Annotated in this window: 23 protein-coding genes and 1 riboswitch; of the genes, 8 read left to right on the top strand and 15 right to left on the bottom strand. The window is 67.9% G+C overall.

Annotation, left to right across the window (positions count from 1 at the left end; genetic code table 11):
* Positions 1 to 156: 156 nt before the first annotated feature.
* Both CUR96_RS03415 and CUR96_RS03410 read right to left on the bottom strand, forming a co-directional pair.
* Entirely contained in the window at positions 157 to 2,445 is a 2,289-nt protein-coding gene (locus tag CUR96_RS03415) for a polyribonucleotide nucleotidyltransferase (protein ID WP_102191887.1), read from the bottom strand.
* Between the two features lie 299 nt (positions 2,446 to 2,744).
* Positions 2,745 to 4,670: a GDSL-type esterase/lipase family protein gene (locus CUR96_RS03410; protein WP_245861070.1), complete on the bottom strand. Its 1,926-nt coding sequence runs from the start codon at positions 4,668 to 4,670 to the stop codon at positions 2,745 to 2,747.
* A 155-nt stretch (positions 4,671 to 4,825) separates the two neighbouring features.
* Here CUR96_RS03410 and CUR96_RS03405 point away from each other — a divergent pair, with 155 nt between their 5' ends.
* Positions 4,826 to 5,410 (top strand): DedA family protein, encoded by a 585-nt coding sequence (locus tag CUR96_RS03405; protein ID WP_245861069.1) that lies wholly within the window; start codon positions 4,826 to 4,828, stop codon positions 5,408 to 5,410.
* A gap of 39 nt (positions 5,411 to 5,449) precedes the next feature.
* Complete coding sequence (locus CUR96_RS03400; RefSeq protein ID WP_102191886.1) at positions 5,450 to 5,629, top strand: DUF5302 domain-containing protein; 180 nt, start codon at positions 5,450 to 5,452, stop codon at positions 5,627 to 5,629.
* Positions 5,630 to 5,697: 68 nt separating this feature from the next.
* Here the strand turns inward: CUR96_RS03400 and CUR96_RS03395 are convergent, their stop codons facing one another.
* The gene (locus CUR96_RS03395) at positions 5,698 to 7,137 is read right to left on the bottom strand and encodes a cation:dicarboxylate symporter family transporter (protein WP_102192246.1); all 1,440 of its coding nucleotides are present in this window, start codon (positions 7,135 to 7,137) and stop codon (positions 5,698 to 5,700) included.
* A 147-nt stretch (positions 7,138 to 7,284) separates the two neighbouring features.
* Here CUR96_RS03395 and CUR96_RS03390 point away from each other — a divergent pair, with 147 nt between their 5' ends.
* From CUR96_RS03390 to CUR96_RS03380, 3 genes are all read left to right on the top strand, one after another.
* Entirely contained in the window at positions 7,285 to 8,571 is a 1,287-nt protein-coding gene (locus tag CUR96_RS03390; RefSeq protein WP_102191885.1) for a sensor histidine kinase, read from the top strand.
* On the top strand, positions 8,568 to 9,269 hold the full coding sequence (locus CUR96_RS03385) for a response regulator (RefSeq protein ID WP_102191884.1): 702 nt from the start codon (positions 8,568 to 8,570) through the stop codon (positions 9,267 to 9,269). The genes CUR96_RS03390 and CUR96_RS03385 overlap by 4 nt, the downstream gene beginning before the upstream one ends.
* 23 nt (positions 9,270 to 9,292) lie before the next feature.
* Positions 9,293 to 9,436, top strand: a riboswitch (FMN riboswitch).
* Positions 9,437 to 9,448: 12 nt separating this feature from the next.
* Positions 9,449 to 9,883 (top strand): 6,7-dimethyl-8-ribityllumazine synthase, encoded by a 435-nt coding sequence (locus CUR96_RS03380; RefSeq protein WP_102192245.1) that lies wholly within the window; start codon positions 9,449 to 9,451, stop codon positions 9,881 to 9,883.
* A 39-nt stretch (positions 9,884 to 9,922) separates the two neighbouring features.
* On the opposite strand, the gene CUR96_RS03375 is transcribed toward CUR96_RS03380, so the two are convergent.
* The 3 genes from CUR96_RS03375 to CUR96_RS03365 form a co-directional block, all read right to left on the bottom strand.
* The gene (locus tag CUR96_RS03375; RefSeq protein ID WP_102191883.1) at positions 9,923 to 10,672 is read right to left on the bottom strand and encodes an SDR family oxidoreductase; all 750 of its coding nucleotides are present in this window, start codon (positions 10,670 to 10,672) and stop codon (positions 9,923 to 9,925) included.
* Between the two features lie 70 nt (positions 10,673 to 10,742).
* The gene (locus CUR96_RS03370; protein WP_102192244.1) at positions 10,743 to 11,387 is read right to left on the bottom strand and encodes an FMN reductase; all 645 of its coding nucleotides are present in this window, start codon (positions 11,385 to 11,387) and stop codon (positions 10,743 to 10,745) included.
* Entirely contained in the window at positions 11,387 to 12,613 is a 1,227-nt protein-coding gene (locus CUR96_RS03365) for an LLM class flavin-dependent oxidoreductase (RefSeq protein ID WP_102191882.1), read from the bottom strand. Before CUR96_RS03365 ends, CUR96_RS03370 begins: the two co-directional genes overlap by 1 nt.
* Before the next feature lie 112 nt (positions 12,614 to 12,725).
* On the opposite strand from CUR96_RS03365, the gene CUR96_RS03360 reads away from it, so the two are divergent.
* Positions 12,726 to 13,886: an acyltransferase family protein gene (locus CUR96_RS03360; RefSeq protein WP_102191881.1), complete on the top strand. Its 1,161-nt coding sequence runs from the start codon at positions 12,726 to 12,728 to the stop codon at positions 13,884 to 13,886.
* Here the strand turns inward: CUR96_RS03360 and efeB are convergent.
* Genes efeB through efeU form a run of 3 tightly spaced genes read right to left on the bottom strand, consistent with a single transcriptional unit; the run spans position 13,859 to position 17,366 of the window.
* Positions 13,859 to 15,172 carry an iron uptake transporter deferrochelatase/peroxidase subunit gene (gene efeB / locus CUR96_RS03355; protein WP_102191880.1) on the bottom strand — a complete coding sequence of 438 codons (1,314 nt, stop codon included), beginning with the start codon at positions 15,170 to 15,172 and terminating at the stop codon, positions 13,859 to 13,861. The genes CUR96_RS03360 and efeB overlap by 28 nt on opposite strands.
* Before the next feature lie 17 nt (positions 15,173 to 15,189).
* Positions 15,190 to 16,422, bottom strand: coding sequence for an iron uptake system protein EfeO (gene efeO / locus CUR96_RS03350; RefSeq protein ID WP_102191879.1), 1,233 nt, complete (start codon positions 16,420 to 16,422; stop codon positions 15,190 to 15,192).
* Positions 16,419 to 17,366, bottom strand: a complete 948-nt coding sequence (gene efeU, locus CUR96_RS03345) for an iron uptake transporter permease EfeU (protein WP_102191878.1) — start codon at positions 17,364 to 17,366, stop codon at positions 16,419 to 16,421. The genes efeO and efeU overlap by 4 nt, the downstream gene beginning before the upstream one ends.
* 126 nt (positions 17,367 to 17,492) lie before the next feature.
* On the opposite strand from efeU, the gene CUR96_RS03340 reads away from it, so the two are divergent.
* Positions 17,493 to 18,497 carry an isopenicillin N synthase family dioxygenase gene (locus tag CUR96_RS03340; protein ID WP_102191877.1) on the top strand — a complete coding sequence of 335 codons (1,005 nt, stop codon included), beginning with the start codon at positions 17,493 to 17,495 and terminating at the stop codon, positions 18,495 to 18,497.
* Positions 18,498 to 18,785: 288 nt separating this feature from the next.
* Here CUR96_RS03340 and CUR96_RS03335 read toward each other — a convergent pair whose 3' ends face one another.
* A complete protein-coding gene (locus CUR96_RS03335) occupies positions 18,786 to 19,064 on the bottom strand; it encodes a hypothetical protein (protein WP_146008119.1) in 279 nt (92 codons plus the stop codon).
* Positions 19,065 to 19,137: 73 nt separating this feature from the next.
* Entirely contained in the window at positions 19,138 to 19,407 is a 270-nt protein-coding gene (rpsO, locus tag CUR96_RS03330; protein ID WP_045280509.1) for a 30S ribosomal protein S15, read from the bottom strand.
* A 143-nt stretch (positions 19,408 to 19,550) separates the two neighbouring features.
* On the opposite strand from rpsO, the gene CUR96_RS03325 reads away from it, so the two are divergent.
* Positions 19,551 to 20,843 (top strand): MFS transporter, encoded by a 1,293-nt coding sequence (locus tag CUR96_RS03325; protein WP_102191875.1) that lies wholly within the window; start codon positions 19,551 to 19,553, stop codon positions 20,841 to 20,843.
* A 28-nt stretch (positions 20,844 to 20,871) separates the two neighbouring features.
* On the opposite strand, the gene CUR96_RS03320 is transcribed toward CUR96_RS03325, so the two are convergent.
* The 4 genes from CUR96_RS03320 to CUR96_RS03305 all read right to left on the bottom strand — a co-directional run bounded on the left by CUR96_RS03320 (position 20,872) and on the right by CUR96_RS03305 (position 23,695).
* Positions 20,872 to 21,426, bottom strand: a complete 555-nt coding sequence (locus tag CUR96_RS03320; RefSeq protein ID WP_102191874.1) for a YceI family protein — start codon at positions 21,424 to 21,426, stop codon at positions 20,872 to 20,874.
* A 166-nt stretch (positions 21,427 to 21,592) separates the two neighbouring features.
* Positions 21,593 to 21,961: an FKBP-type peptidyl-prolyl cis-trans isomerase gene (locus CUR96_RS03315; RefSeq protein WP_102191873.1), complete on the bottom strand. Its 369-nt coding sequence runs from the start codon at positions 21,959 to 21,961 to the stop codon at positions 21,593 to 21,595.
* Positions 21,962 to 22,047: 86 nt separating this feature from the next.
* Positions 22,048 to 22,860, bottom strand: a complete 813-nt coding sequence (locus CUR96_RS03310; protein ID WP_102191872.1) for an ABC transporter permease — start codon at positions 22,858 to 22,860, stop codon at positions 22,048 to 22,050.
* A gap of 7 nt (positions 22,861 to 22,867) precedes the next feature.
* Positions 22,868 to 23,695, bottom strand: a complete 828-nt coding sequence (locus tag CUR96_RS03305) for an ABC transporter permease (RefSeq protein ID WP_102191871.1) — start codon at positions 23,693 to 23,695, stop codon at positions 22,868 to 22,870.
* Positions 23,696 to 23,704 lie beyond the last annotated feature (9 nt).

Raw genomic sequence — 23,704 nt, 5'->3', positions numbered from 1 at the left:
GTGCGTACTTCGAGGGTAAGCGACATCTTCGAACCGCCCGTCCAATCCGGCGAACGGCGCGAAAACTTCCGATAACGGTTTGGTCACGCCGGACACGACGAAGACCCGGGTTCCGGTCGTCTCCGACCGAAACCCGGGTCTCGTGTACGTCAGTGCTTACTCGGCAGCAGCTTCTGCCGGAGCAGCGTCGACAGGCGCAGCATCCGCTGCAGCAGTCTCCTCCACGACGGGCTCGAGCGACAGCTTGCCGCGGTCGTCGATCTTCGTGATCTTGACGAGGATCTTCTGACCGACGGAGAGCACGTCCTCGACGTTCTCGACCCGCTTGCCACCGGCGAGCTTGCGCACCTCGGTGACGTGCAGGAGGCCGTCCTTGCCCGGAAGCAGCGAGACGAAGGCGCCGAAGGTGGCGATCTTGACGACCGTACCCAGGAACTGCTCGCCGACCTCGGGGTTGGTCGGGTTCGCGATGGCGTTGACCTGCGCGCGCGCGGCCTCGGCCGACGGCCCGTCGGTGGCGCCGATGTAGACGGTGCCGTCCTCCTCGATGGAGATCTGCGCGCCGGTCTCGTCCTGGATCGCGTTGATCGTCTTGCCCTTCGGGCCGATCAGCTCGCCGATCTTGTCGACGGGGATCTGCACGCTGATGACGCGCGGCGCGGTGGGCGCCATCTCGTCGGGAGCGTCGATCGCGGAGTTCAGGACGTTGAGGATCGTCAGGCGCGCGTCGCGTGCCTGGGTCAGCGCACCGGCGAGAACCGACGTCGGGATGCCGTCGAGCTTCGTGTCGAGCTGGATGGCGGTGATGAACTCACCGGTACCGGCGACCTTGAAGTCCATGTCGCCGAGAGCGTCCTCAGCACCCAGGATGTCGGTCAGCGCCGCGTAGCGGGTCTCACCGTCGACCTCGTCGGAGACGAGGCCCATCGCGATGCCGGCGACGGGAGCGCGCAGCGGCACGCCCGCGTTCAGCAGCGAAAGGGTCGAGGCGCACACCGAGCCCATCGACGTCGAGCCGTTGGAGCTGAGAGCCTCAGACACCTGACGGATCGCGTACGGGAACTCCTCGCGGCTCGGCAGCACCGGCACGAGCGCGCGCTCGGCGAGGAAGCCGTGCCCGATCTCGCGACGCTTCGGCGAACCCACTCGGCCGGTCTCACCGGTCGAGTAGGGCGGGAAGTTGTAGTGGTGCATGTAGCGCTTGCTCGTGGTCGGCGACAGCGAGTCGATCTGCTGCTCCATCTTGAGCATGTTCAGCGTGGTGACACCCATGATCTGGGTCTCGCCGCGCTGGAAGATCGCGGAGCCGTGCACGCGCGGGATGACCTGCACCTCGGCGTCGAGCGGACGGATGTCGGCCAGACCGCGGCCGTCGATGCGGACGCTCTCGGTGAGGATGCGTCCGCGGACGATCTTCTTCGTGACCGACTTGTAGGCGGCCGAGAACTCGAGCGGAGCGCCGGCGGGCAGTTCGCCCGCCTCGACGGCCTCGATGAGTTGGGCCCGGACGCGGTCCTTGATCGCGTCATCCGCGTTCTGACGGTCCTTCTTGTCGGCGATCTGGTAGACGCCGACGAGGTCGTCGTAGGAGCGACCCGCGACGAAGTCGTAGACCTCCTGGCTGTACGGCAGGAAGACCGGGTAGACGCCCGGCTCCTTCGACGCGGTCGCGGCGAGCTCGGCCTGAGCCTTGACCAGCTGAGCGATGAACGGCTTCGAGGCCTCGAGGCCCTGGGCGACGATCTCTTCGTTCGGCTTGGTGGCGCCGGCCTTGATCAGGTTCCAGCTGCCCTCGGTGGCCTCGGCTTCGACCATCATGATGGCGACGTCTTCCGTGCCATCGGCCTTGGTGACGACACGACCGGCGACGATCAGGTCGAACACGGCCTCAGAGACCTGCTCGGCGGTCGGGAACGCGACCCACTGGTCGGCGTGCTCGCCCTGACCTGCGATGAACGCCAGGCGGACACCGGCGACGGGACCCGAGAACGGCAGACCGGAGATCTGCGTCGAGGCGGAAGCCGCGTTGATCGCGAGCGCGTCGTAGAACTCGCCCGGAGCGATGGAGAGGACCGTGATGACGATCTGGACCTCGTTGCGGAGACCGTCGACGAACGACGGACGCAGCGGACGGTCGATCAGACGGCAGACGAGGATGGCCTCGGTGGAGGGGCGACCCTCGCGGCGGAAGAACGAGCCGGGGATCTTGCCGGCGGCGTAGGAACGCTCCTCGACGTCGACCGTCAGCGGGAAGAAGTCGAAGCCCTCGCGCGGGTGCTTGCCTGCGCTGGTGGCCGAGAGGAGCATGGTCTCGTCGTCGAGGTACGCGGCGACTGCGCCCTGAGCCTGCTGCGCGAGGCGGCCGGTCTCGAAGCGGATGGTGCGGGTGCCGAAGCGGCCGTTGTCGAGAACGGCCTCGGTGGCGGTGATTTCAGGACCTTCCAAGAGGTCTCTCCTTCTTTGTTTAGACTCGCGAATCCGTATGACGCGCGAGCGTGTTCGCGAAGGAGCGGATACGGGCAGATATGGGCGCGCGGGCATTCCCGCGAATGTCGCCTGCGCTGGCCACCAGTAGAAAGCCACCCGGCGCATCTCTGCCGAGGAACCCACCACAGGGGACCAGCTTCTCCGCCGACCGCTCCGTATATGTGTGTGAAATTGAGCGGATGCCCGAAGGCAACCGCATCCAGCCTACCAGCGGGATCCCGAGATTCCGCCGCGAGCGGGGGCCCGCGTCTACAGCATCAGTGCACGCGGACTCCTTCCCTCACCGGCGTGCGACCGAGATAGACGTAGTCGTCGTGCTTCGCGACCCGCCCGTCGCCCGCGGCGCGCCCATGCAGCCGCCGCCAGACCCACGGCAGCGCGTGACGCCGCCACCACAGACCGGTGCTGAGCGACTCGTGCTCGTGCAACGCGGCATCGAGTGCGCCCAGGGCGTCGGCGTGCGGCACGCCGAGCACCTCACCGGCCCGATAGGCGAGGAACCGATGCCCTCGGCTGCTCAGATGGACCAGATCCTCGCCCCAGTTCCCCCGATCCCCGAGCGACGGGTGCAGGTCGGTGTCGATGAGGATCGCGCCGGTACGCGCGGCGATCCCCGTGAGCAGGGTGGCGAATGCGGCGAAGCGTGCGGTGTAGATCGATGCGGCACGACGCCCCGGCAGGAACGGCGTCACCAGCAGGACGTCGGCGCCGATCCCCCGGAGCCGCGACACCGCATCCTCTAGACGCCCGGCGAGCGCGGTGATGTCGACGCGATGCTTCACCAGGTCGTTCGCGCCGATCAGGATCGAGACCAGGTCGGGACGCAGCTCCAGGGCACGTTCCAGCTGAGAGCCGCAGACGTCCGAGACCCGCTTCGAACGGATGGCGAGGTTCGCGTAGTGCAGGCCGCCGCGCGCCGCCAGCAGCAGAGCCAGACGATCCGCCCAGCCTCGCAGCGCCCCGTCCGGTGCAGGGTCGCAGAGTCCCTCCGTCAGCGAATCGCCGAGCGCGATGTACCTCTGCCATCGCGTCGGCGGCGCGACCTTCGCCATCTCCGGACGCACCGCGCGCCGGGCGCGGAGCCCGGAGTCGATAGTCCGCAGCGCGCGTGCCTCTTCGAAGTGCCCGAGAAGCTGGTCGCAGACGCTCGCCCAGGACCGCCCCTGCACGGCGACGCGGCCCGCCTCGCCGAATGCACGCCGCTTCCGCGCATCGCCGACGAGGTCCGCCACCCGCATCCTCAGATCGTCGAAGTCGCCGGGGCGGTACAACCACCCGTCGATTCCCATCCGCACAAGATCGAGCGGGCCCCCGCGCCCCGTGGCGACCACCGGGATCCCGCTCGCGTGCGCCTCCTGGAGCGTCTGCCCGAAGGTCTCGCTCTCCCCCGGGTGCACGAAGACGTCGAACGAGGCCATAGCCGCGGCGAGCGCATCACCGTCGAGATGGCCGAGGAACAGAGCGCGCGGCAGGAGAGCCTCGAGCTGCGCACGTGCCGGCCCGTCGCCGACGATGACGAGCCGGACCCCCGGGATGGTCTGCAGCACGGCGAGATCCTGCACCTGCTTCTCCGGGGCCAGTCGGCCGACGTAGCCGACCACGACGTCTGCATCCCACTGCGAGCGCAGACTGCCCGAGCGCCGCTCCGGCTGGAACCGCTCGGCGTCGACCCCGCGCCCCCAGCGGCGCATCCGATCGACGCCGAGTCTCTCCAGCTGCTGTGCGGACTCCCCCGACGGCACCAGGGTGAGGGTCGCCCGGCGATGCAGCCGGGCGATGTGCGACTGCGCGAGGCCGGTGGTCGCCGCGATCCGGTAGCGCTCCGTGTACGCGGCCACGTCGGTCTGGTACGCCGCCACGGATGCCACGCCGAGCCGCTCGGCGGCGAGAACGCCGCGCCACCCGAGCGCGAACGGCGACGCGAGATGAACGACGTCCGGCTGGAAGCGACGCAGCGACGCAGCCACGCGATGAGCCGGCGATGTGCCGACGCGGACGTTCCGGTATCCGGGCAGCGCCAGGCTGGGGATCGGCTCGATCACGGCACCGCTCACTTCGCCGGGGATGCCTGTGGCGATCGGTGCGATGACGTGGGCGTCGTGGCCGGTGCGTTCGAGATGCCGCAGGATCTGCAGCACCGAACCGGTGACGCCATTCATGTGCGGAAGGAAGGACTCTGTCACGATCGCGACTCTCACACCCTCAGGATGGGGGTGCGGTCGCAGGACGAACACCGGAATCGGCCCCGGCCACCAGATGTTCACCGGATGCTGGAACGCCGGTCACCGGCTATCCGCTCTTTGGTTCCCGTTCACCCGGAACCCGCACAGTTGACCACGTGCCGACCGACGTCCTCGCCGAACTGCTGACCGGACCCTGGGCTCTCGTCCTGATGAGCCTCCTCGTCCTCGGCGACGCGTTCTTCGTGGTGATCCCCGGTGAGATCGCGGTCACCGCTCTCGGCGCCTTGTCAGTGACGAACGGCGCACCGCCGTTGCCGGCGGTGATCGTCTGCGCTGCCGTAGCCGCGACGCTCGGCGATGTCACCTGCTACCTGATCGGACGGGCGGTGGGCACCGAGCGGTGGCGCTGGATGCGGGTGCCGCGCGTGCAGCTCGCTCTGGACTGGGCCAGACGGCGCCTGGACAGCGGGACGGCGACGGTGCTGTTCACCGCGCGATTCGTGCCGTTCGCCCGCCTGGCGATCAATCTCGTCGCGGGGGCGTCCCGCATCCACCCGCCGCGCTACCTCGCTCTCGTCGCGGTCGCAGCCACCGGCTGGGCCGTCTACCAGGCGTCGGTCGGTGCTGCGGTCGCCGCGATCGTCCCCGGTGGGCCGCTCGTGGCCGTGCCCGCATCCATCGTCATCGCCGTCGGAATCGGGCTTCTCATCGACCTGATCCTCCGGCGGATGCGGACGTGATCTCCCCCTCGGCCATCGCGGTGACATAGGCTGACCAGCATGAGCACCGAAGAAAGCGCCTCCTCCTCTGAGGACATGAAGCGCAAGTTCAAGGAAGCGCTCGAGAAGAAGAACGCGCACCACCGGCAGGGCGAGGCTCACCTCGACGGCGATTCCGCCGTGCACGGTGGCCCCGCAGCCCCGCAGACGCGGCGCGAGTTCCGACGCAAGAGCGGTTGACCGCATGAAGGATGCGGGAGCAGGCGTCCGCCTGCTCCCGCATCCTTCACCACTTGGGTCGGTGCGGCTCAGCGCCCGGAGACGCGCTCCCGCGCCCGCTGCTCCTTGGCCGCCATCTCGGCCAGCGCCGACTCGCCGAGTTCCTGGGTATCGGCGGCCTGACGCTCATCGGACATGCCGTGCTCATCGACGCCGTCGAGCGAAGATTCGTCGAACGGAAGCTCGCCGCTCAGCACCTGCCGGACCCTGTCGCGGTCGATCTGCTTCGTCCAGGTGCCGATGAGCAGTGTCGCCACCGCGTTGCCGGTGAAGTTGGTCAGCGCGCGGCCCTCCGACATGAACCGGTCGATGCCGACGATCACGCCCACGCCGTCGACGAGGTCGGGCCGGTAGGCCTGGAGACCACCGGCGAGGGTCGCGAGTCCCGCACCCGTGACACCGGCTGCGCCCTTGCTCGCGATGATCATGAACACCAGCAGGCCGATCTGCTCGCCGATCGACATCGGCTGCCCCATCCCCGTCGCGATGAAGAGGGAGGCCATGGTGAGGTAGATCGCCGTGCCGTCCAGGTTGAACGAGTAGCCGGTGGGAACGGTGATCCCGACGACGGGCTTCGAGACGCCGACGTGCTCCATCTTCGCGATCAGTCGTGGCAGCGCCGACTCCGACGACGACGTGCCGACGATCAGCAGGTACTCCCGCCCCAGGTACTTCATGAGGCTGAGGATGTTGACCCGCGTCACGACCCAGAGCAGCGTCCCGAGGACGACCGCGATGAAGAGGATGCAGGTGACGTAGAACGCGATCATCAGGATGCCGAGGCTCCAGATCGCGGCGATGCCGGTCTTCCCGACGACGGCGGCGATCGCACCGAACGCGCCGAGCGGTGCGAGCCAGAGGATCATCCCGAGGATGCGGAAGACCAGCTTCTGCAGGTTCTTCACCGCATCCATGATCGGGGCGCCGCGGTCGCCGAGGCCCTGCAGAGCGAAGCCGGCCAGCAGCGCGATGAACAGCACCTGCAGCACGCTCTCGCCGGTGAAGGCAGAGAAGAAGGTGGTCGGGATGATGCCGAGGATGAACTCCTGGGTCGTCTTCGCCTCCCCCGTCTCCCCGTCGTAGGTGGAGGAGGTCATGTCGAGCCCCGCGCCGGGGTGGATGATGTTGCCCACCACGAGACCGATGGCGAGGGCGAACGTCGACATCACCATGAAGTACAGCAGTGCGAGGCCGCCGATCTTGCCGACCGTGGCGGCCTTGGCGATCGATCCGACTCCGACGACGATCGTGCAGAAGATGATCGGGGCGATCATCATCTTGATCAGGGCGACGAAGCCCTTGCCGAGGGGCTCGAAGCTCTGGCCGACCTCGGGCCAGATGAGTCCCACCGCCGCGCCGAGCACGACGGCGATGATCACCGAGACGTACAGCCAGGTGTGCCGGTCCCAGGCCTGCTTGCCGCGTCGCGAGTTGTACCCGGGGAGAGAGAATCCCGTCGTGATGGCCATCGTGTCCTCCTTGAACATGAACTTCGTCGTCACATGGCCGCCTGCGTCAACGCCGACGGTAGGAACAGCGTCATCGACTTCACACAGAGGCACCATTTGTGGTCGTATTGGTCACTGGCGAACACGTCACGAGCCGAAGGAGTTTCGATGGCACGCGCCTCCGAGGCTCGAAGCGCCGCATCTCGCGTGTTCATCGTCCTGCTCCTCGTCGGCGTGCTGGTGGGCGCTCTGGTGGCCGTCTTCCTGGTGATCGAGGCGCAGCGTGCGACGCACGCCGAGGCGGAACGCGTCACGAGCGCGACAGCCATCGCGATCGCGGAATCGCCCGCCGCGATCGACGCGCTCGCCGCCGGCGACCTCGATGCTGCGACGCGTGCGCTCGAACCGTACGTCCTGGACGTGGCGGACGCCGCCGGCCTCGACTTCATCACGGTGATGACGCCGGACGGCGTGCGCATCACGCATCCGGACCCCGACGAGATCGGCGGCCGGTACCTGGGCACGATCCCCGCCGCCCCCGAGCCGCGCACGGAGGTGTTCACCGGCACCCTCGGACCATCCGTGCGGACGATCGTGCCGATCCTTTCCCCGGGGGGCGAAGCTCTGATCGGCTGGGTCGCCGCCGGAGTGACCGTGGAATCGATCGCCGAGACCCTCGTGCGGCGCCTGCCGCTGTCGCTCGGCGTCGCGATGTCGGTGCTTGCGGTCGGCGTGATCGGTGCGTGGCTCGCCCGGCGCTTCACGCGGCGCATCGCCGGCGACCTGCCGCCGGGACAGCTGCGGGATGCCGTCTCGTCCTACGAGTCCATCCGAACGCTCGGCGAGGCATTGCGCGCCCAGACCCATGAGCATGGCAATCGGATGCACACCGCCGTCGCGCTGCTGGAGCTGGGCCGCACCGAAGAGGCGATCGAGATCCTCACCGAGACTTCTCGTCAGAGCCAGTCCCTCGTGGACCAGGTCACCGCTCGCCGCCACGGCGACCCCGCCGTCGGCGCGCTTCTACTGGGAAAGGCGTCGCAGGCCAAGGAGCGGGGCATCGACTGGCGTGCGCGCATCGAGCCGGACGCTCCGCGTTCGTCGCTCTCCACCGTCGACAGCGTCTCGGTGCTGGGCAACCTCATCGACAACGCCATGGATGCCGCCGTGGAGGCCTCCGATCGGTGGGTGGAGGTGTCCCTGAGCCGCACCGATGAGGGCGCGCTGCTGATCGGGGTCTCCGACAGCGGCTCCGGGGTTCCCGACGGCCTGCGCGAGCAGATCTTCACCCACGGCTACTCCACCAAGCCGTCCGGCTCGCAGGGACGCGGAGTCGGCCTGGCTCTCGTCCGGTCGGTCGTCGCAGAGGCGGGTGGTTCGGTGCGGATCACGGGTGACCCGACCACATTCCACGTCACGCTGCCCGCTGCTTCGTCCGCACGGAGGAAGCCATGATCCGCACCCTGCTCGTGGACGACGATCTCCTGACACTGGAACTCCACCGCGACTACATCGACCGCCTCGACGGGTTCACCGTGGCCGGCGAATGCACGGGCGCGAGGGCCGCGCTCACCGCTGTACTCGATCAAGCCATCGAGCGCCCGATCGACCTCGTGCTCCTGGACATGACGATGCCGGACGGCTCAGGGCTCGATGTGCTGCGTACGCTGCGCGCGCGCTCCGCCGCCGTGGACGTCATCGCCATCACCGGCGTGCGAGACGCCGAGGTCGTGCGTCAGATGGCCGCTCTCGGCGTCTTCCAGTACCTGGTGAAGCCGTTCACCTTCGCGACGTTCCGCGAGCGACTCGAGCAGTATCGCGCCTACCTCGCGCAGTCGCACTCGACAGATGGAGAAGCGACGCAGGCCGAGATCGACGCCCTCCTGGGCGCGGCGCGGCCGACCGGATCGATCCCGGTGCCGAAGGGCCTGTCCCCGGCCTCGCTGGAGAGCATCACGGCGGCGATGCGGTCTTCAGACGCACTCTCGGCGAGCGAGGTCGGCGAGATCCTCGGCATGTCACGCGTCGCGGCGCGTCGCTATCTGGAACACCTCGTGGCCGAGGGGACGCTGAGGCGCACAGCGCGCTACGGCGCTCGCGGGCGTCCCGAAACCGAGTACCGCTGGAACCGGGGCGGTCATCAGGCGCCGTGAGGCGACACTGGTACTCTCGTGCCGTATGTCCTCAGGGCGGGGCGAGATTCCCCACCGGCGGTGACGCGGCTCGTCCGCGAAGCCCGCGAGCGGATTCCACGGTGGAGCCCGCAGACCCGGTGTGATTCCGGGGCCGACGGTCAGAGTCCGGATGGAAGAGGACGAAGGGAACGATCATCATGTCCAGAATCGCCATCGTCGCCGCCGAATGGCACGCAGACATCGTGGAGCGGGCCGTCGTGTCCTTCGGCGCACGACTCGCGTCGCTCGGCTTCGAGGACGTGGGGGTGATCCGCGTCCCCGGTGCTTTCGAGATCCCGCTGCACGTGCAACGATTGGCTCGAAGTGGCGGCTACGACGCCATCGCGACATGTGCTCTCGTGGTCGACGGCGGCATCTACCGTCACGACTTCGTCGCCTCCACGGTCGTCGACTCCCTGATGCGCGTGCAGCTCGAGTCGGATGTCCCCGTGTTCTCGGGCGTGCTCACACCCCACAACTTCCATGAGCACCAGGAGCACAGGGACTACTTCGGCCGGCATTTCGAGCTGAAGGGCCGCGAACTGGCGGATGCGGTCGCGAAGACGCTCGAGAGCCTGTCCTCGATCGGCTGAACCGGCCCGACTCCGACGGCGGACACGCCGTCTCTGCGGTCAGCGCTGCGGCTGCGAGGCGAGCCAGTTCGCGAAGGTCACGGTTCCGCGTTCGGCGTCGTCATCGGGAAGCATGCTGCCGTCGCGCATCGCGCGTCCGAACGCGCCGGGAAGCGCTATCGCCGGCATCCAGCCTTCTCGGCCGGTGTGCCGCGCCCACGACCTCATCATCTCGGCGAGGTCTTCCTCGTGGGGGCCGGCGAGGTCGCGCGCACGGCCCGCGGGCGCGGCCTCGGTCAGGTCGACGAGCCGTTGCGCGACCTCGATGACCGACACCGGCTGCGTCCGCATCCGCACCGCCAGGTGCAGCGGGCCGACAGCGGCTCTGCGGTGCATCTGCGCCGAGAAGTCGTGGAACTGCGTGGCGCGCAATATCGTCCACGGCGTCTGACCGGACTGCACCGCCTGCTCCTGCGCGAGCTTGCCGGCGTAGTACGCGTGCGGCGCACGATCGACGCCGACGATCGACAGGGCGACGTGATGACCGACTCCTGCGCGCTGCTCGGCGGCGAGCATCTTCGCCGTGGTTCTGGTGAAGAAATCGCTCGACGTGCGGGCGCTCTGCGTGACGACGCTGAGCGCGTCGATCACGGCATCGGCGCCCTCCAGCGCCGCGTCGAGGCCCTCTCCGCTCTGCACGTCGACGCGGTTGCCTCTGGTCAGGACACGGACACGGTGGCCGCGTTGCTGTGCCACCCGCACGACTTCGGTGCCGACGATGCCGGTGCCGCCTGCGACTGCGATCTCCATGCGTCTCCATTCAGAGGTGTGGTGTTCCATTCTGACCCGCGGCGGGCGCATGGAGAACGCAGTCGGCAGGTCACTCCCCCGCGAGGCCGCCGAGCATATGACCGAAGGAGCGTCCTTCGCCGAGATAGGTCGTCGGGTCGTAGGGGTCGGCGACCACAGTCGCCTTCCGCCGCGCGATCGCCTCGGCGAGCTCCCGCGCGCCCTTCTCCACCCGCTTCGCGAGCGGTGCGACGTCGTCGCCCGCGCCACCCCAGTCGCTGGACGCCGCGAACACGCCGGTCGAGACGGGCTCGGCGTGCAGGTAGGCGAAAAGCGGGCGGATCGCGTAGTCGATCGCCAGGGAATGGCGCGCGGTCCCGGCGTTCGCGCCGATCAGCACAGGCTTGCCGGCCAGCGAGTCGGGGTCGAGCACGTCGATGAACGACTTGAACAGCCCCGAGTAACTGGTCGAGAAGATCGGCGTGACCGCGATCAGCGCATCCGCCGAGATGACGGTGTTGATCGCCGTCTCCAGCGCTGGCGGCGCGAATCCGGTGAGCATGTTGTTCGTGATGTCGTGCGCGTAGTCGCGCAACTCGATCACGTCCACACTCGCCTCGATGCCCTCGGCCGCCAGGGCCCTCAGCGTCTCCGCTGCCAGCCGATCCGCGAGCATCCGGGTGGACGAGGGGTTGGACAGACCCGCCGAGACGACGGCGATACGGCGCGTGGTCATCATGCGTCCTTCCGGCTGAGGCCGAATGCCGCGCCCGTCGGCGCAGGAGTGTCCTGATACGGCGAGTCGCCGGTGAGGTTGTCCCCGCGGTTCGCGCCGGGGCGCGCCTGACGGGTGGGCCCATCGCCGAACTCCGCCGCGACACGGGCGGCATGGGTCGGAGCATCCGGAACGCCCGCAGGACGGTCCTTCGCGAGCTCCTTGCGGAGCACGGGTACGACCTCGGAGCCGAGGATGTCGAGCTGCTCGAGCACCATCTTCAGCGGGAGCCCGGCGTGATCGATGAGGAACAGCTGCCGCTGGTAGTCACCGTAGTGCTCGCGCATTGCGGCGTAGCGGTCGATGACCTGCTGCGGCGAGCCCACCGTCAGAGGGGTCATCTCGGTGAAGTCCTCCATGCTCGGGCCGTGACCGTACACCGGGGCGTTGTCGAAGAACGGGCGGAACTGGTTCACCGCGTCCTGCGACTTCGCACTCATGAACACCTGTCCGCCGAGTCCGACGATCGCCTGCTCCGGCGTTCCGTGGCCGTAGTGCGCGAAGCGCTGACGGTACAGCTCGATGAGCCGCTGGTAGTGCTCCTTCGGCCAGAAGATGTTGTTCGCGAAGAACCCGTCGCCGTAGTACGCGGCCTGCTCGGCGATCTCGGGGGTGCGGATGGATCCGTGCCAGACGAACGGCGCGATGCCGTCGAGCGGACGCGGCGTCGAGGTGAAGCCCTGCAGCGGAGTGCGGAACTTGCCTTCCCAGTCCACCACGTCTTCACGCCACAGCTTGTGCAGCAGCGCGTAGTTCTCGATCGCGAGCGGGAGCCCCTGGCGGATGTCCTGTCCGAACCAGGGATACACGGGCCCGGTGTTGCCGCGGCCGAGCATCAGGTCCATCCGGCCGTCCGAGACGTGCTGCAGCATCGCGTACTCCTCGGCGATGCGCACAGGGTCGTTCGTCGTGATCAGCGTCGTCGAGGTCGAGACGATGAGTCGTTCTGTCTGCGCCGCGAGGGCGGCGAGGAAGGTCGACGGACTGGACGACCAGAACGGCGGGTTGTGATGCTCACCGATCGCGAAGACGTCGAGACCCACCTCTTCGGCGTGCCTGGCGATCGTCATCGTGGCCTTGATGCGCTCCTGCTCGCTCGGCGTGACCCCCGTCACGGGGTCGCGGGTGATGTCGCTGACCGACATGATGCCGAACTGCATCCCGTGTGCGCCCGACTGCTCGCTCATGATTGCTCCGTCTTTCCCGAAGCGGATGACAGGGCATCCGTTTCTATTCACTTGAATGTATTTGAGTCAACGCGATCCAGGCAACTTTATTCCCGCGCGGTAGCCTCGGAGGATGAGCAGCGCCGACGCAGACTCCGGACGACCGTCCACCGGTTCGATCCAGAGGCCCCGGCGCCGGGTGCCGTTCTGGGACAACGCCCGTTACGCCTGCATCGTCCTCGTAGTCCTCGGGCACGCGATCCAGCGCCTGATCTACGACTCGGACATCGCTTTCGCGTTCTACCTCACGCTGTACGCGTTCCACATGCCGGCGTTCGCGATCATCTCGGGGTACTTCTCGAAGTCGTCGTCACCGACGAAGACGCAGATGGCCAGGGTCATCACGGACATCCTCGTGCCCTATCTCATCTTCGAACTGCTCTGGACGCTCACGAAGTGGCTCGTCGAGGGACAGGCCGACCCCAACATCACCCGGCCGTCTTGGACGCTGTGGTTCCTGCTCGCGCTGGGGATCTTCCGCCTGGTGCTCCCCTACCTCGCCCTGCTGCGGTGGCCGTTGCTGTGGACTGTGGCGATCTCGATCGGCGTCGGGTACCTGCCCAACGTCGACAGCACCTTCTCGCTTTCGCGCACTCTCGGCCTGCTGCCGTTCTTCGCCTTCGGGTGGTGGCTGCGCGAGAACGACATCGTCGCCCGGATGCGCCTGCTGGATTCCCGCCCGTGGTGGGTCCCCGTCGTGGCGGTCGCGGTGCTCGGGGCGGCCGGCTGGGCGGCGTGGACCTGGCTCCCGCTCTGGCAGGCGATCGACCTGAGGCATTGGCTGTTCTACGAGGACTCGTACGCGGACCTCGGGGGTGAGCAGTGGTGGGCCGGCGGCCTGCGCATCGCCCTCATGCTGCTCGCCGTGGTTCTCAGTGCGGCCTTCTTCGCCCTGATCCCCCGCGGGACGCACTGGTGGACGCCGTTCGGGCAGTACACGATGTACGTGTTCCTGCTGCACTCCTTCGTTCTCTACCCGTTCCGTGAGACGGGGATCCTGCGCGACCTGGATCCGACCTGGATCTGGCTTCCGACCGTCACGGTGCTGTCGGTGCTGATCGCGCTGGCGCTCGCCACCAGACCGGTGCGATGGCTGTTCCGGCCGCTTGTGGAACCACGCCCGACGTGGCTCTTCACCGACCCCGGTCTCGCCTCGCGCGAGGGGCGCCGCAACGACCCGACCGGCTCCCGCCGGCCGGCCTCGCCTCAGTCGAAGAGCTCGGCCCCGACGTAGGATCCGGGCTTCGCGCCCCCAGGGACGGCCCAGATCCCGGAGCCGACGTGCCGGATGTACTCGTTCAGGAGGTCGGTCGAAAGCCGGCGCTGCAGCGACACGAACTGTGCGGGGTCGCGCTGGTACGAGAGGAAGAACAGCCCCGCGTCGAGGCGCCCCAGGTTGTTGTTGCCGTCGACGTAGTTGTAGCCGCGGCGGAGGATGCGGTTGCCGTCGTTCTGCTCCGGATGCGCGAGCCGCACGTGGCTGTTCTCGTCGATCGCGACCCGGCTGAAGTCGGGGGCGGTGAACTCGCCGCCGCCGGACAGCGGCGCTCCGGCCCCCTTGTCACGGCCGATGATGGAATGCTGCTCGGCGAGGCGCACCCGATCCCACGTCTCGATGAGCATGGCGATCTTCCGGGCGACGAGATACGAGCCCCCGCCCAGCCAGGCGGGTTCGTCGGATGCTGCGACCCAGACGTGCTCTGCGAGAGCGTCCGCATCGTCGGCGAGGATGTTCGCCGTGCCGTCCTTGAACCCGAAGAGGTTGCGGGGCGTCGCCTGCGTCGACGTCGTCCGCGAGGTCTTGCCGAACCCGAGCTGCGACCACCGGAGCCTTGCCCGGCCGAAGGCGATCCGGCTGAGATTGCGGATCGCGTGCACCGCCACCTGCGGATCGTCGGCGCATGCCTGGATGCACAGATCGCCGTTCGAGAGTTCGGGATCGAGGTCGTCACCGAGGAACGGAGGCAGCTTCTCGAACCCGGCCGGACGCCGTGCGGCGATGCCGTAGCGATCGCCGTCCTCGTTCTCGAACAGCCCCGGCCCGAAGCCGAAGGTGATGGTGAGTCCTGCCGCGGGCAGCCCCAGCGCCTCGCCGGTGTCCTCCGGCGGTTGTTCTGCCGGACCGCCGACCGCGCCCGTGGCGCTGACCTCGAGCCCCTGCGTCATCCGCGATGCTGCGTAGGTCCAGTCCTGCAGCAACGAGACGAGATCGTCGCGATCACTCCGCGGCATCATGTCGAACGCGGCGAAGTGCAGGTGATCCTGCACCGGCGTGGTGATGCCGGCCTGATGGGCACGGAAGAAGTCGTAGGCGCTCTGCGCCACCGCGTTCTCCCGCGCACGCCCCAGGGCGACGCCGCCGGCGAGTCCGGCTCCCGCTCCGACCGCGAGCCCGGCGACGCCTCCGCCGATCGCGAGCCCGAGCAGGCCTCGTCTGCTCAGCCCCGGGCGGGCGGATGCTGCGGCGCCCTCGCTGTCCTTCGACGGCGTGGCCGCGGCATCCGTCTCGTCCGCGTTCATCTTCGATGCATCCCCGATCAGGACAGCACGGTGCCGGTCAGCTGCGAGAGCGGCTCGGCGAGTGCGTTGATCAGGTCGGTGAACTGGCGCTTGTCGCCATCGGTGAGTTCGGCATATCCGGCGAACCCGTCGGCCAGCGAGCCGTGCGCGGCGAGCGCTTCTTCGAGCTGCGCGTAGCCGGCCTCGATCTCGCCGACCAGCGCCTTGCCCTCTTCCCCCTGAGCCGCGGCGAAGTCCTGCACCAGCGAGAACGCCATCTTGGATCCCTCGACGTTCGCCGCGAAGTCGTAGAGGTCGGTTCCCGACCACCAGTCCTCCTCGCCGGAGATCTTGCCGGTCGCGACCTCGTCGAGCAGCGCGATGGCGCCGTTCGAGATACCCGCGATGCCCTGGTCGTCCAGCGCCGTGGTGAAGTCGTCCGAGTGCACGTAGGAGAAGAGCTCCTGCACGTCGGCGAGCAGCAGGTCGCCGAACTCGGAGCGCTGCTCGGGAGTCGAGGGCGCCCAGTCCTTCCATGCCGGGGTCTCGCCATCGGCGTTCAGTGCGTCCTGCGCCGGCACCCACAGGTCTTTCTCGATGCGGTGGAAGCCGGTCCAGTCCAGCTCCTCGGCGACGGCGTCGACCTCGCGGTAGTCGATGCGCGGGTCGAGGTCGCCGAGTGCCTCAGCGACGGGTTCGATGCGCTCGTAGAACGCACGGGTCTGCGGGAAGAGAGCGCGCGCGGTCTCGTCATCGCCAGCCACGTAGGCGGTGACGAAGTCCTCGACCGTGGGCACGAGCTGTCCGACCTGGTCCTTGACGAACGCGGCGTAGAGGTCGACAGCCTGCTGCTTCAGCTCGGCATCCGGCCCGTCGACGGCGATCCGGTCGCCGGTGACGGAGAACGGTGCCTTGCCGACGCCCTCGCCGATCATGCCGGGCTTGCAGAGGGTGAAGTACTCCCCCGGCTGGGCGACGACCGTGAGCGTGCGGGATGCCGCAGGCGCGATGTTCTCGACTTCGCCGACGATGCGCAGACCGTCCTCGGCGAGCAGGTAGAACTCCGAGATCTTGCTGCTGTCGTTGGTGACCTCGAAGGTCAGCGTCCCGCTCTTCGCCGTCGCCGCGGAGACGGCGCAGGTGCCGTCCGTCGAGGACACCTCGAAGGCCGCAGCGGTATCGACATCGCTCTTCGCGACGCAACCGCTCAGAACGAGGGTTCCGGCCCCGACGGCCGCGAGGGCACCGATGATTCGGCGTGAGGTGATCATGCTGCTCCTTGTGGTGAAAGGTGAAGAGTCTCGTCCGGATGCGGGTCCGCAGCCGGTCGTGGGCGTGACGGATGCCGCGCGCGCAGGCCGCGGGCGTAGAAGAACCCGACGATGGCGATGTACAGCGCCCAGGCCGTGACCTGCAGCCACGTCATGGCCGGCATGAAACCGACCGTCGCCTGCAGGATCGCCGCCAACGCGCTGTCGGGCGGGATGGCGGATGCGACGTCGAACGCCCAGCCGAACGGGAAGGCAGCCCAGCCGACGGCGACCGCTCCGTTGGCCGGATCGAGAGGCGCGAGTGCGGTGAAGGGGCCCGGGAGCGCCCCGGCCTCCTGCAGATCCATCACGGCGTAGGCGAGGACGCCGGCCGCGACGACGACGAGGAATCCGCCGGTCCAGGTGAAGAATCGGCGCAGGTCGAGCCGAACGGCGCCACGGGTGATCAGCCAACCGGTGATGACGGCGGCCGTGAGGCCGAGCAGCGCGCCCAGAAGTGCCGACGGCGCGTCGCCGAAGGACTGCACCATCGACCACAGCAGAAGTGTCGTCTCGATGCCCTCTCGCGCCACCGAGACGAAACCGATCGCGACGAGCGCCCACAGACCGCCGTTGGTGAGCGCGCGATCGACACCTCCCTCGAGCGTCGCCTTCATCGTGCGGCCGGCCTTCTGCATCCAGAAGATCATCCAGGTGACCATCCCCACGGCGAGCAGGGAGAGACCTCCGCCGAGAAGCTCCTGGGCTTCGAACGTCAGCGCATAGTCGCCGAACGTGAGCACCGCTCCCACGCCCAGCGCCAGCGCGACGGCGAGGCCGATCCCGAGCCACAGCCGCGGGAGCACATCAGCGCGACCGAGCCGACGGAGGTAGGCGATGAGGATGCCGACGACGAGCGCGGCTTCCAGGCCTTCGCGAAGGCCGATGAGGAATGTGGCGAGCACGGACAGGGATACTCTCGATCGCAGAACAGAGGTAAGGCATCCCTTACTTAGGAGACTTTAGCACCCTCCCGGTAACGCGACGCAACACTGTTTCCGGCTTCCGCCGACCGGATCTAACCTCGGGTCATGGCTGAACTCTCGCTCCCGATCCTCGACCTGTCCCAGCTCGATGAAGGCCCGGAGGCCGCTGCCCGCTTCCGCGACGATCTGCGCGCGGCGACCCACGATGTCGGCTTCTTCTATCTCACAGGCACCGGCGTATCCCCCGAGCTGGAGGCACGACTGCATCGCGCGGCGCTGGACTTCTTCGCACTTCCGGAAGAGGAGAAGCTCGCGATCGAGAACGTGAAAAGCCCGCACTTCCGCGGGTACACCCGCATCGGCGGCGAGCGCACCCAGGGCAAGGTCGACTGGCGGGAGCAGATCGACATCGGCTCCGAGCGAGAGCCGGTCACCGGCGGCCCCGCGTTCAACCGTCTCATCGGACCGAATCTGTGGCCGGCGGCGCAGCCCGAACTGCGCGAGGTCGTCGCCGAATGGCACGAGACGCTCTCGGGCGTCGCCCGGAAGCTGCTGCGGGCCTGGGCCGTCGCGCTCGGGGCCGAGGAGTCCTACTTCGATGAGCACTTCGGCGAGCCCTCCACCCTCATCAAGATCGTGCGCTACCCCGGAACCCATGAGCCCGAGCCCCAGCAGGGCGTCGGGGCTCACAAGGACTCCGGTGTGCTGACCCTTCTCTGGGTCGAGCCGGGAAAGGGTGGGCTCCAGGTCGAGCGCGACGGCAGCTGGGTGGACGCGCCACCCGTTCCCGGTGCCTTCGTGGTGAACATCGGCGAGCTCCTGGAGTATGCCACCGGCGGCTATCTCAAGGCGACCAACCACCGGGTCGTCTCGCCGCAGGCGCCGAACGAGCGCATCTCGATCCCGTTCTTCTTCAACCCCGCGCTGGACCAGCGTCTCCCGCTGATCGAGCTCCCAGCCGATCTCGCTTCGGAGGCAAACGGGATCACGCAGGATCCGAGCAATCCGATCCACGCGCTCTACGGCGAGAATGCCCTGAAGTCGCGGCTGCGTGCGCACCCGGATGTCGCAGCGATCCACCATGCCGATCTCGTCGGGGTGCCCGCCTAGGCCAGCTCCACGCTCACGGCATCTGCTGGCCGCCGAGTTCGACGATCGCGCGGAGCGCCTGCAGATGCCCGGCGAATGCCTTCTGCCATCAGTGAGAAGCGGATGGGCGTCGAGAAGTTGTCGTCGAGGCGGGTCCGCGGGTGCGGTGCCCGCCGCTTCTCAGTCATCGCCACCGGCCGGCTCATGAACCACCGGCGACGGACGATCCGGCACGAGCGCGGCTGCGACGTACATCACGGCCACCAGCGCCCCGGTGCCGAACAGCATCCCCGGGGACACCTCATCGGACTACGCCGCCAGCAGGCTCGTCCCGGCGACGAGCGCCGACGTCGCCAGGAACACCGAGATCTGCGGCCAGCGCCAGTATCGGCCGAGAGCGGCAGGACCGGCGTCCGAGCGCCAGGCGAACATCCAGGCGACGAGCCCGAGCATCAGCAGCAGCGGAACGATCGCCGACGCCAGGTCGTCGAGCCCCCAGGAGGCCACCATGAGACCGAGCACCAGGCCCAGAAGGGCCGTGGCCCATCGAGTCGGTCGGGGCAGCGGATCACGCTGAGCGATGGTCAACCCGTGGAAACGACGAAGGCCGCCCCACACCTGGGACGGCCTTCGGAAGAAGTGCGATTGAACGCTGGGTCGCTCAGCGGCGAAGCCCAAGACGCTCGATCAGCGAGCGGTAACGCGCGATGTCGATGTCCTGGAGGTAGCCGAGCAGACGACGGCGCTGACCCACCATGAGGAACAGGCCACGACGCGAGTGGTGGTCGTGCTTGTGCTCCTTGAGGTGTTCGGTGAGGTCCTTGATGCGCTGCGTCAGCATTGCGACCTGCACCTCGGGGGATCCGGTGTCACCGGGGTGCGTCGCGTACTCTTCCATGATCGCCTTCTTGGCGTCAGATTCGAGTGGCATAGATGGGATCCCCTTTCAGTTCGTTGCGCGGCGCCCAACACCTGATGTGTGAGCTCTCTTTATCCGCGGCCGATCAAACGGCAACCTGAAGAGTCTACCAGCAGCGCGCGCCTCCCTCGCACCGGGGCCGATAGCCTCGTCAGGTGCAGTTCTCCCGCGGGCATCTCATCGACCTCACTCCCCTGCGGACCTCCCCCGCCTTCGCCCGGATGTGGATCGGGTCGCTGCTGACGGGCATCGGCGGCCAGCTCACGATCGTCACTGTGATGCTGCACGTGTTCGACCTCACCGCCAGCACTCTCGCGGTGTCGATGATCGCCGTCGCGGGGCTCGTGCCGATGATCGTGGCGGGCCTCTACGGTGGAATGCTCGCGGATGCTTTCGACCGGCGCAAGGTCGCGCTGATCGCCGCATCCATCGCCTTCTGTGCGACCGCGCTGCTTGCGGCCCTCACCTGGACCGGTACCGAGACGATCTGGTGGCTGTACGCGCTCAGCATGATCATCGCCGCGACGAACTCGGTCGGCTTCGCCACGCGAACCGCGATCGTGCCACGGCTCATCCCCATCGATCAGCTCGCCGCCGCTTCCGCCCTGAACGGGATATCGTTCGGCCTCACGGTGATGGCGGGTCCCGCGCTCGCGGGGCTGCTCGTCGCGCTCACCGGCTTCGGGTGGACCTACACGATCGACGTCGTGCTGATGACATCGATGTTCCTCGGCCTGTGGACCCTGCCGGCACTCCGCCCCGAAGGCGAGATCGTGCGCCCGGGGCTGGCTTCCCTCGTCGACGGCTGGCGGTTCCTGCGCGGCGCCGGCAACATCCGGATGCAGTACCTGCTGGACATCATCGCGATGACGTTCGGACACCCGCTCGTCCTGTTCCCGGCGCTCGGGGCCGTGCTGCTCGGTGGCGGTGCCGTCACGACGGGGATCCTGACGGCCGCCGTCGCCGTCGGGACGTTCACCTCGAGCCTGTTCTCGGGCCGCGTGGTGCAGTATCGCTGGCACGGCCGCGGCATCGCGCGGGCCGTCCAGGCGTACGGGATGACGATCGCCCTGTTCGGAACAGTCCTGCTGGTCGGCACGTTCGTGCCCGGCGCGTCGGCGACGGCGCCGAACATCCTGCTCATCGTGTGCGCCTGCGTCGCACTGGCGCTCTCCGGGGCCGCCGACAACGTCAGTTCGATCTACCGGAACACGATGATGCAGGCCGCCGTGCCCGACGCGATGCGCGGACGACTGCAGGGCGTCTTCATCATCGTTGTGGCCGGCGGGCCCCGCGTCGGAGCGCTCTACGCCGGGGTCCTCGCGACTGCGACTTCGCTGTGGTTCCCGCCGTTGCTCGGCGGGTTCCTGGTGATCGCCCTGGTCGCGTTGCTCGCCAGGACCACCCCGCGGTTCCGCGGCTACGACGCACTGAACCCCGAGCCCTGAGGACCCGGGGTTCAGTCGACCGAGGCCGTCAGCTCTGCTCGAGCGCGCCCTGCAGGTCGAGGTTGATCGTGATCTCCTTGCCGACGAGGACTCCGCCGGTCTCCAGCGCGGCGTTCCAGGTCAGACCGAAGTCCTCACGGTTGATCGTGGTCACCGCCGAGGCACCGGCCTTGTAATTGCCCCACGGGTCGGACCCGAAGCCGCCGAAATCGAACTCGAAGCTCACGGGCTTCGTGATGCCGCGGATCGAGAGGTCGCCGTCGACGAAGAAGTCGCCGCCCTCGACGCGGGCGCCGGTGGACACGAACTCCATGGTGGGGAAGTTCTCGGTGTCGAAGAAGTCCGCGGAGCGCAGGTGCGTGTCGCGTCCCTCGTCCTTCGTGTCGATGGACGTGACGTCGACGCTCGCCTCGACTCTCGCCTCGAGCGGGTTCTCCGGCGCCACCAGGGTCGCGTTCTTGATGCCGAAGGTGCCGCGCACCTTGGAGATCATCATGTGGCGGACGCTGAAGGTGACCTCGCTGTGCGCGGGGTCGAGGACCCAGGTGCCTGGACGGTAGCCGGGGATGTCGATGCTGGTCATGGTTGCTCCTCTGGGACGTGGACCGCTGCTGCGGCAGGGGCCGCTTCTGCGGCATCAGAGAAGACAACTCGCATTCACGTGAATGTATTCCGATGAAGGTGGAATTCGTTCCGGATGCAGAGAGACGCCCCGATCATCGGATCGGGGCGTCTCTCGAGATGTGCGATCAGCCGACGGCGACGAGATCGATGATGAAGATCAGCGTCTTGCCGGAGAGGAAGTGGCCACCACCGGCGGGGCCGTACGCGAGCTGCGGCGGGATGACCAGCTCACGGCGACCGCCGACCTTCATGCCGGGGATGCCGTCCTGCCAGCCCTGGATCAGTCCGCGCAGCGGGAACTGGATGGTCTCGCCGCGTCCCCAGGAGGAGTCGAACTCTTCGCCGGAGTCGAACTCGACACCCGCATAGTGGACGGTCACGGTGTCGCCGGGCTTCGCCTCGGCGCCGTCGCCTTCGATGAGGTCCCGGACCACCAGTTCCGTGGGTGCGGGGCCGGTGGGAGCGTCGAACTCGGGCTTTGTGCGATCAGTCATGACTCCATCCAACCCGAGGCGCTCCCCCGGGGTCAACGCAGATGATCCGCTGAGCGCGAACGCCCAGGCGGGCCTCCACCGACGCATCATCCGCGGTCCGTGATGTCCCGCCCGAGGCGCTGGGACACCCACACCGGGACGAAGGAGGCGAGGATCACGATGGTCGCCACGACGTTGACGGTGTTCGCCTCGTTCGGGCGCGCCATCTGGTTCATGATCCACAGCGGTAACGTATCGACTCCCGGCGGGGCCGTGAAGATCGTCACGTACACCTCGTCGAAGCTGAGCGCGAAGGCGAGGATCGCCCCCGCGATCAGCGCGCTGCGGAACTGCGGGAAGGTCACCATCCGGAACGTCTGCCACGGTGTCGCGCCGAGGTCCTGGGAGGCCTCCTCGATACTCGGATTCAGCCGGCGCAGCCGTGCGAGCACGTTGTTGAACACCATCACGATGCAGAAGGTGCCGTGGGCGATGATCATCCCGTAGAAGCCGACCTGGATGCCGATCGGCTCGAGCATACGGTTGTACGTGTTGTTCAGGGCGACGCCGGTGACGATGCCAGGAAGGGCGATGGGCAGCACCACCAGGAGGTTGACCGCGCGCTGTCCGAAGAACGAGTGCCGCTGCAGCGCGAACGCGACCAGCGTGCCGAGGATCACGGCGATCACTGTGGCACCGCTCGCAACCAGCACCGAGTTGAGCAGCGCGGCGCGAACGGGTTCGCTCGCGAACGCCTTCCCCCACCACTCCAGGGAGAAGCCGGCGACGGGCCAGCTGACGATCCGTGCCGCGTTGAAGGAGTTGAGGACGACCAGCCCCAGGGGGATGTACATGAACGCGAGGATCACGGCGACGAGGAGGCCGAGGATCACCTGGGAGGTGCGGGACAGTCTCAGCATGAACCGCTCACATCCTTTCGAGGGCGCCGGTGCGCTGAACGCTCACCAGGTAGATGACGACGAACGCGATCGGGACGAGCGAGTACGCCGCCGCGAGCGGTGGATTCAGGTTGATGTTCGATGCGATGACGCTGCCGATCATCTGGGTGTCGCCGCCGACGAAGCGTGCCACCAGATAGTCGCCGAGGCTGAGCGAGAAAGTGAAGACGGAGCCGGCGATGATCGCGGGCTTGATCAGCGGCAGCACGACCGACGTGATGGTTCGCCATGAGCCCGCGCCGAGGTCGGCGGAGGCGTCGAACAGATTCGGCGGCAACTGGCGGATCGCGGTGTACACCGGGACGGCCATATAGGGAAGCCACAGATACGTCAGCGTGAGCACGACCGTCACCAGCGTGAACCCGGGACCCTCGATTCCGAACGGGGCCAGCATCCAGTTGAAGAAGCCCTCCTTCGTGAACGTGATGCGCATCGCCAGGACCTTCACGAGGTACCCCGCCCACAGCGGCAGCGTGATCGACACCGCCAGCAGCGCCCGCAGCCACGGTGCGGCCACTTTGGCCATGAAGATGCCGAGCGGCACTGAGACGAGGATCGACAGTAGCGTCACTGCGAGGGCGATGCCGAGCGTGCGCAGGGATGTCGAGAGATACGCCGGGTTGATGAAGAGCTGTTCGAAGTTGCGGAGGGTGAAACCGGGCTTAACCTTCGAGGTGAACGGATCGGTCACCCAGAAGGCGGTCACCAGAAGCATCACCAGCGAGAAGATGTAGACCCCGATGAGCCAGGCCATCGGGAGGGCCAGCAGGCCGGCGAGGCGTGTGCGGCGCTTCATGTGGATCCC

The organism is Microbacterium aurantiacum (genome assembly GCF_002872075.1).
GTDB lineage: Bacteria > Actinomycetota > Actinomycetes > Actinomycetales > Microbacteriaceae > Microbacterium > Microbacterium aurantiacum_A.
The sequence above is the reverse complement of the archived record's forward strand: the minus strand, read 5'-3'. Positions and strand labels throughout refer to the sequence as shown.

Excerpts from the sequence above, each read along its gene's own strand:
- CUR96_RS03400 (WP_102191886.1), top strand. The coding sequence starts at position 5,450 with ATGAGCACCGAAGAAAGCGCCTCCTCCTCTGAGGACATGAAGCGCAAG.
- CUR96_RS03365 (WP_102191882.1), bottom strand. The coding sequence starts at position 12,613 with ATGAGCGAGCAGTCGGGCGCACACGGGATGCAGTTCGGCATCATGTCG.
- CUR96_RS03320 (WP_102191874.1), bottom strand. The coding sequence starts at position 21,426 with ATGACCAGCATCGACATCCCCGGCTACCGTCCAGGCACCTGGGTCCTC.
- efeB (WP_102191880.1), bottom strand. The coding sequence starts at position 15,172 with ATGAACGCGGACGAGACGGATGCCGCGGCCACGCCGTCGAAGGACAGC.
- efeO (WP_102191879.1), bottom strand. The coding sequence starts at position 16,422 with ATGATCACCTCACGCCGAATCATCGGTGCCCTCGCGGCCGTCGGGGCC.
- rpsO (WP_045280509.1), bottom strand. The coding sequence starts at position 19,407 with ATGCCACTCGAATCTGACGCCAAGAAGGCGATCATGGAAGAGTACGCG.
- CUR96_RS03370 (WP_102192244.1), bottom strand. The coding sequence starts at position 11,387 with ATGACCACGCGCCGTATCGCCGTCGTCTCGGCGGGTCTGTCCAACCCC.
- CUR96_RS03340 (WP_102191877.1), top strand. The coding sequence starts at position 17,493 with ATGGCTGAACTCTCGCTCCCGATCCTCGACCTGTCCCAGCTCGATGAA.
- CUR96_RS03390 (WP_102191885.1), top strand. The coding sequence starts at position 7,285 with ATGGCACGCGCCTCCGAGGCTCGAAGCGCCGCATCTCGCGTGTTCATC.
- CUR96_RS03315 (WP_102191873.1), bottom strand. The coding sequence starts at position 21,961 with ATGACTGATCGCACAAAGCCCGAGTTCGACGCTCCCACCGGCCCCGCA.
- CUR96_RS03305 (WP_102191871.1), bottom strand. The coding sequence starts at position 23,695 with ATGAAGCGCCGCACACGCCTCGCCGGCCTGCTGGCCCTCCCGATGGCC.
- CUR96_RS03395 (WP_102192246.1), bottom strand. The coding sequence starts at position 7,137 with ATGGCCATCACGACGGGATTCTCTCTCCCCGGGTACAACTCGCGACGC.
- CUR96_RS03385 (WP_102191884.1), top strand. The coding sequence starts at position 8,568 with ATGATCCGCACCCTGCTCGTGGACGACGATCTCCTGACACTGGAACTC.
- CUR96_RS03375 (WP_102191883.1), bottom strand. The coding sequence starts at position 10,672 with ATGGAGATCGCAGTCGCAGGCGGCACCGGCATCGTCGGCACCGAAGTC.
- CUR96_RS03310 (WP_102191872.1), bottom strand. The coding sequence starts at position 22,860 with ATGCTGAGACTGTCCCGCACCTCCCAGGTGATCCTCGGCCTCCTCGTC.
- CUR96_RS03380 (WP_102192245.1), top strand. The coding sequence starts at position 9,449 with ATGTCCAGAATCGCCATCGTCGCCGCCGAATGGCACGCAGACATCGTG.
- CUR96_RS03360 (WP_102191881.1), top strand. The coding sequence starts at position 12,726 with ATGAGCAGCGCCGACGCAGACTCCGGACGACCGTCCACCGGTTCGATC.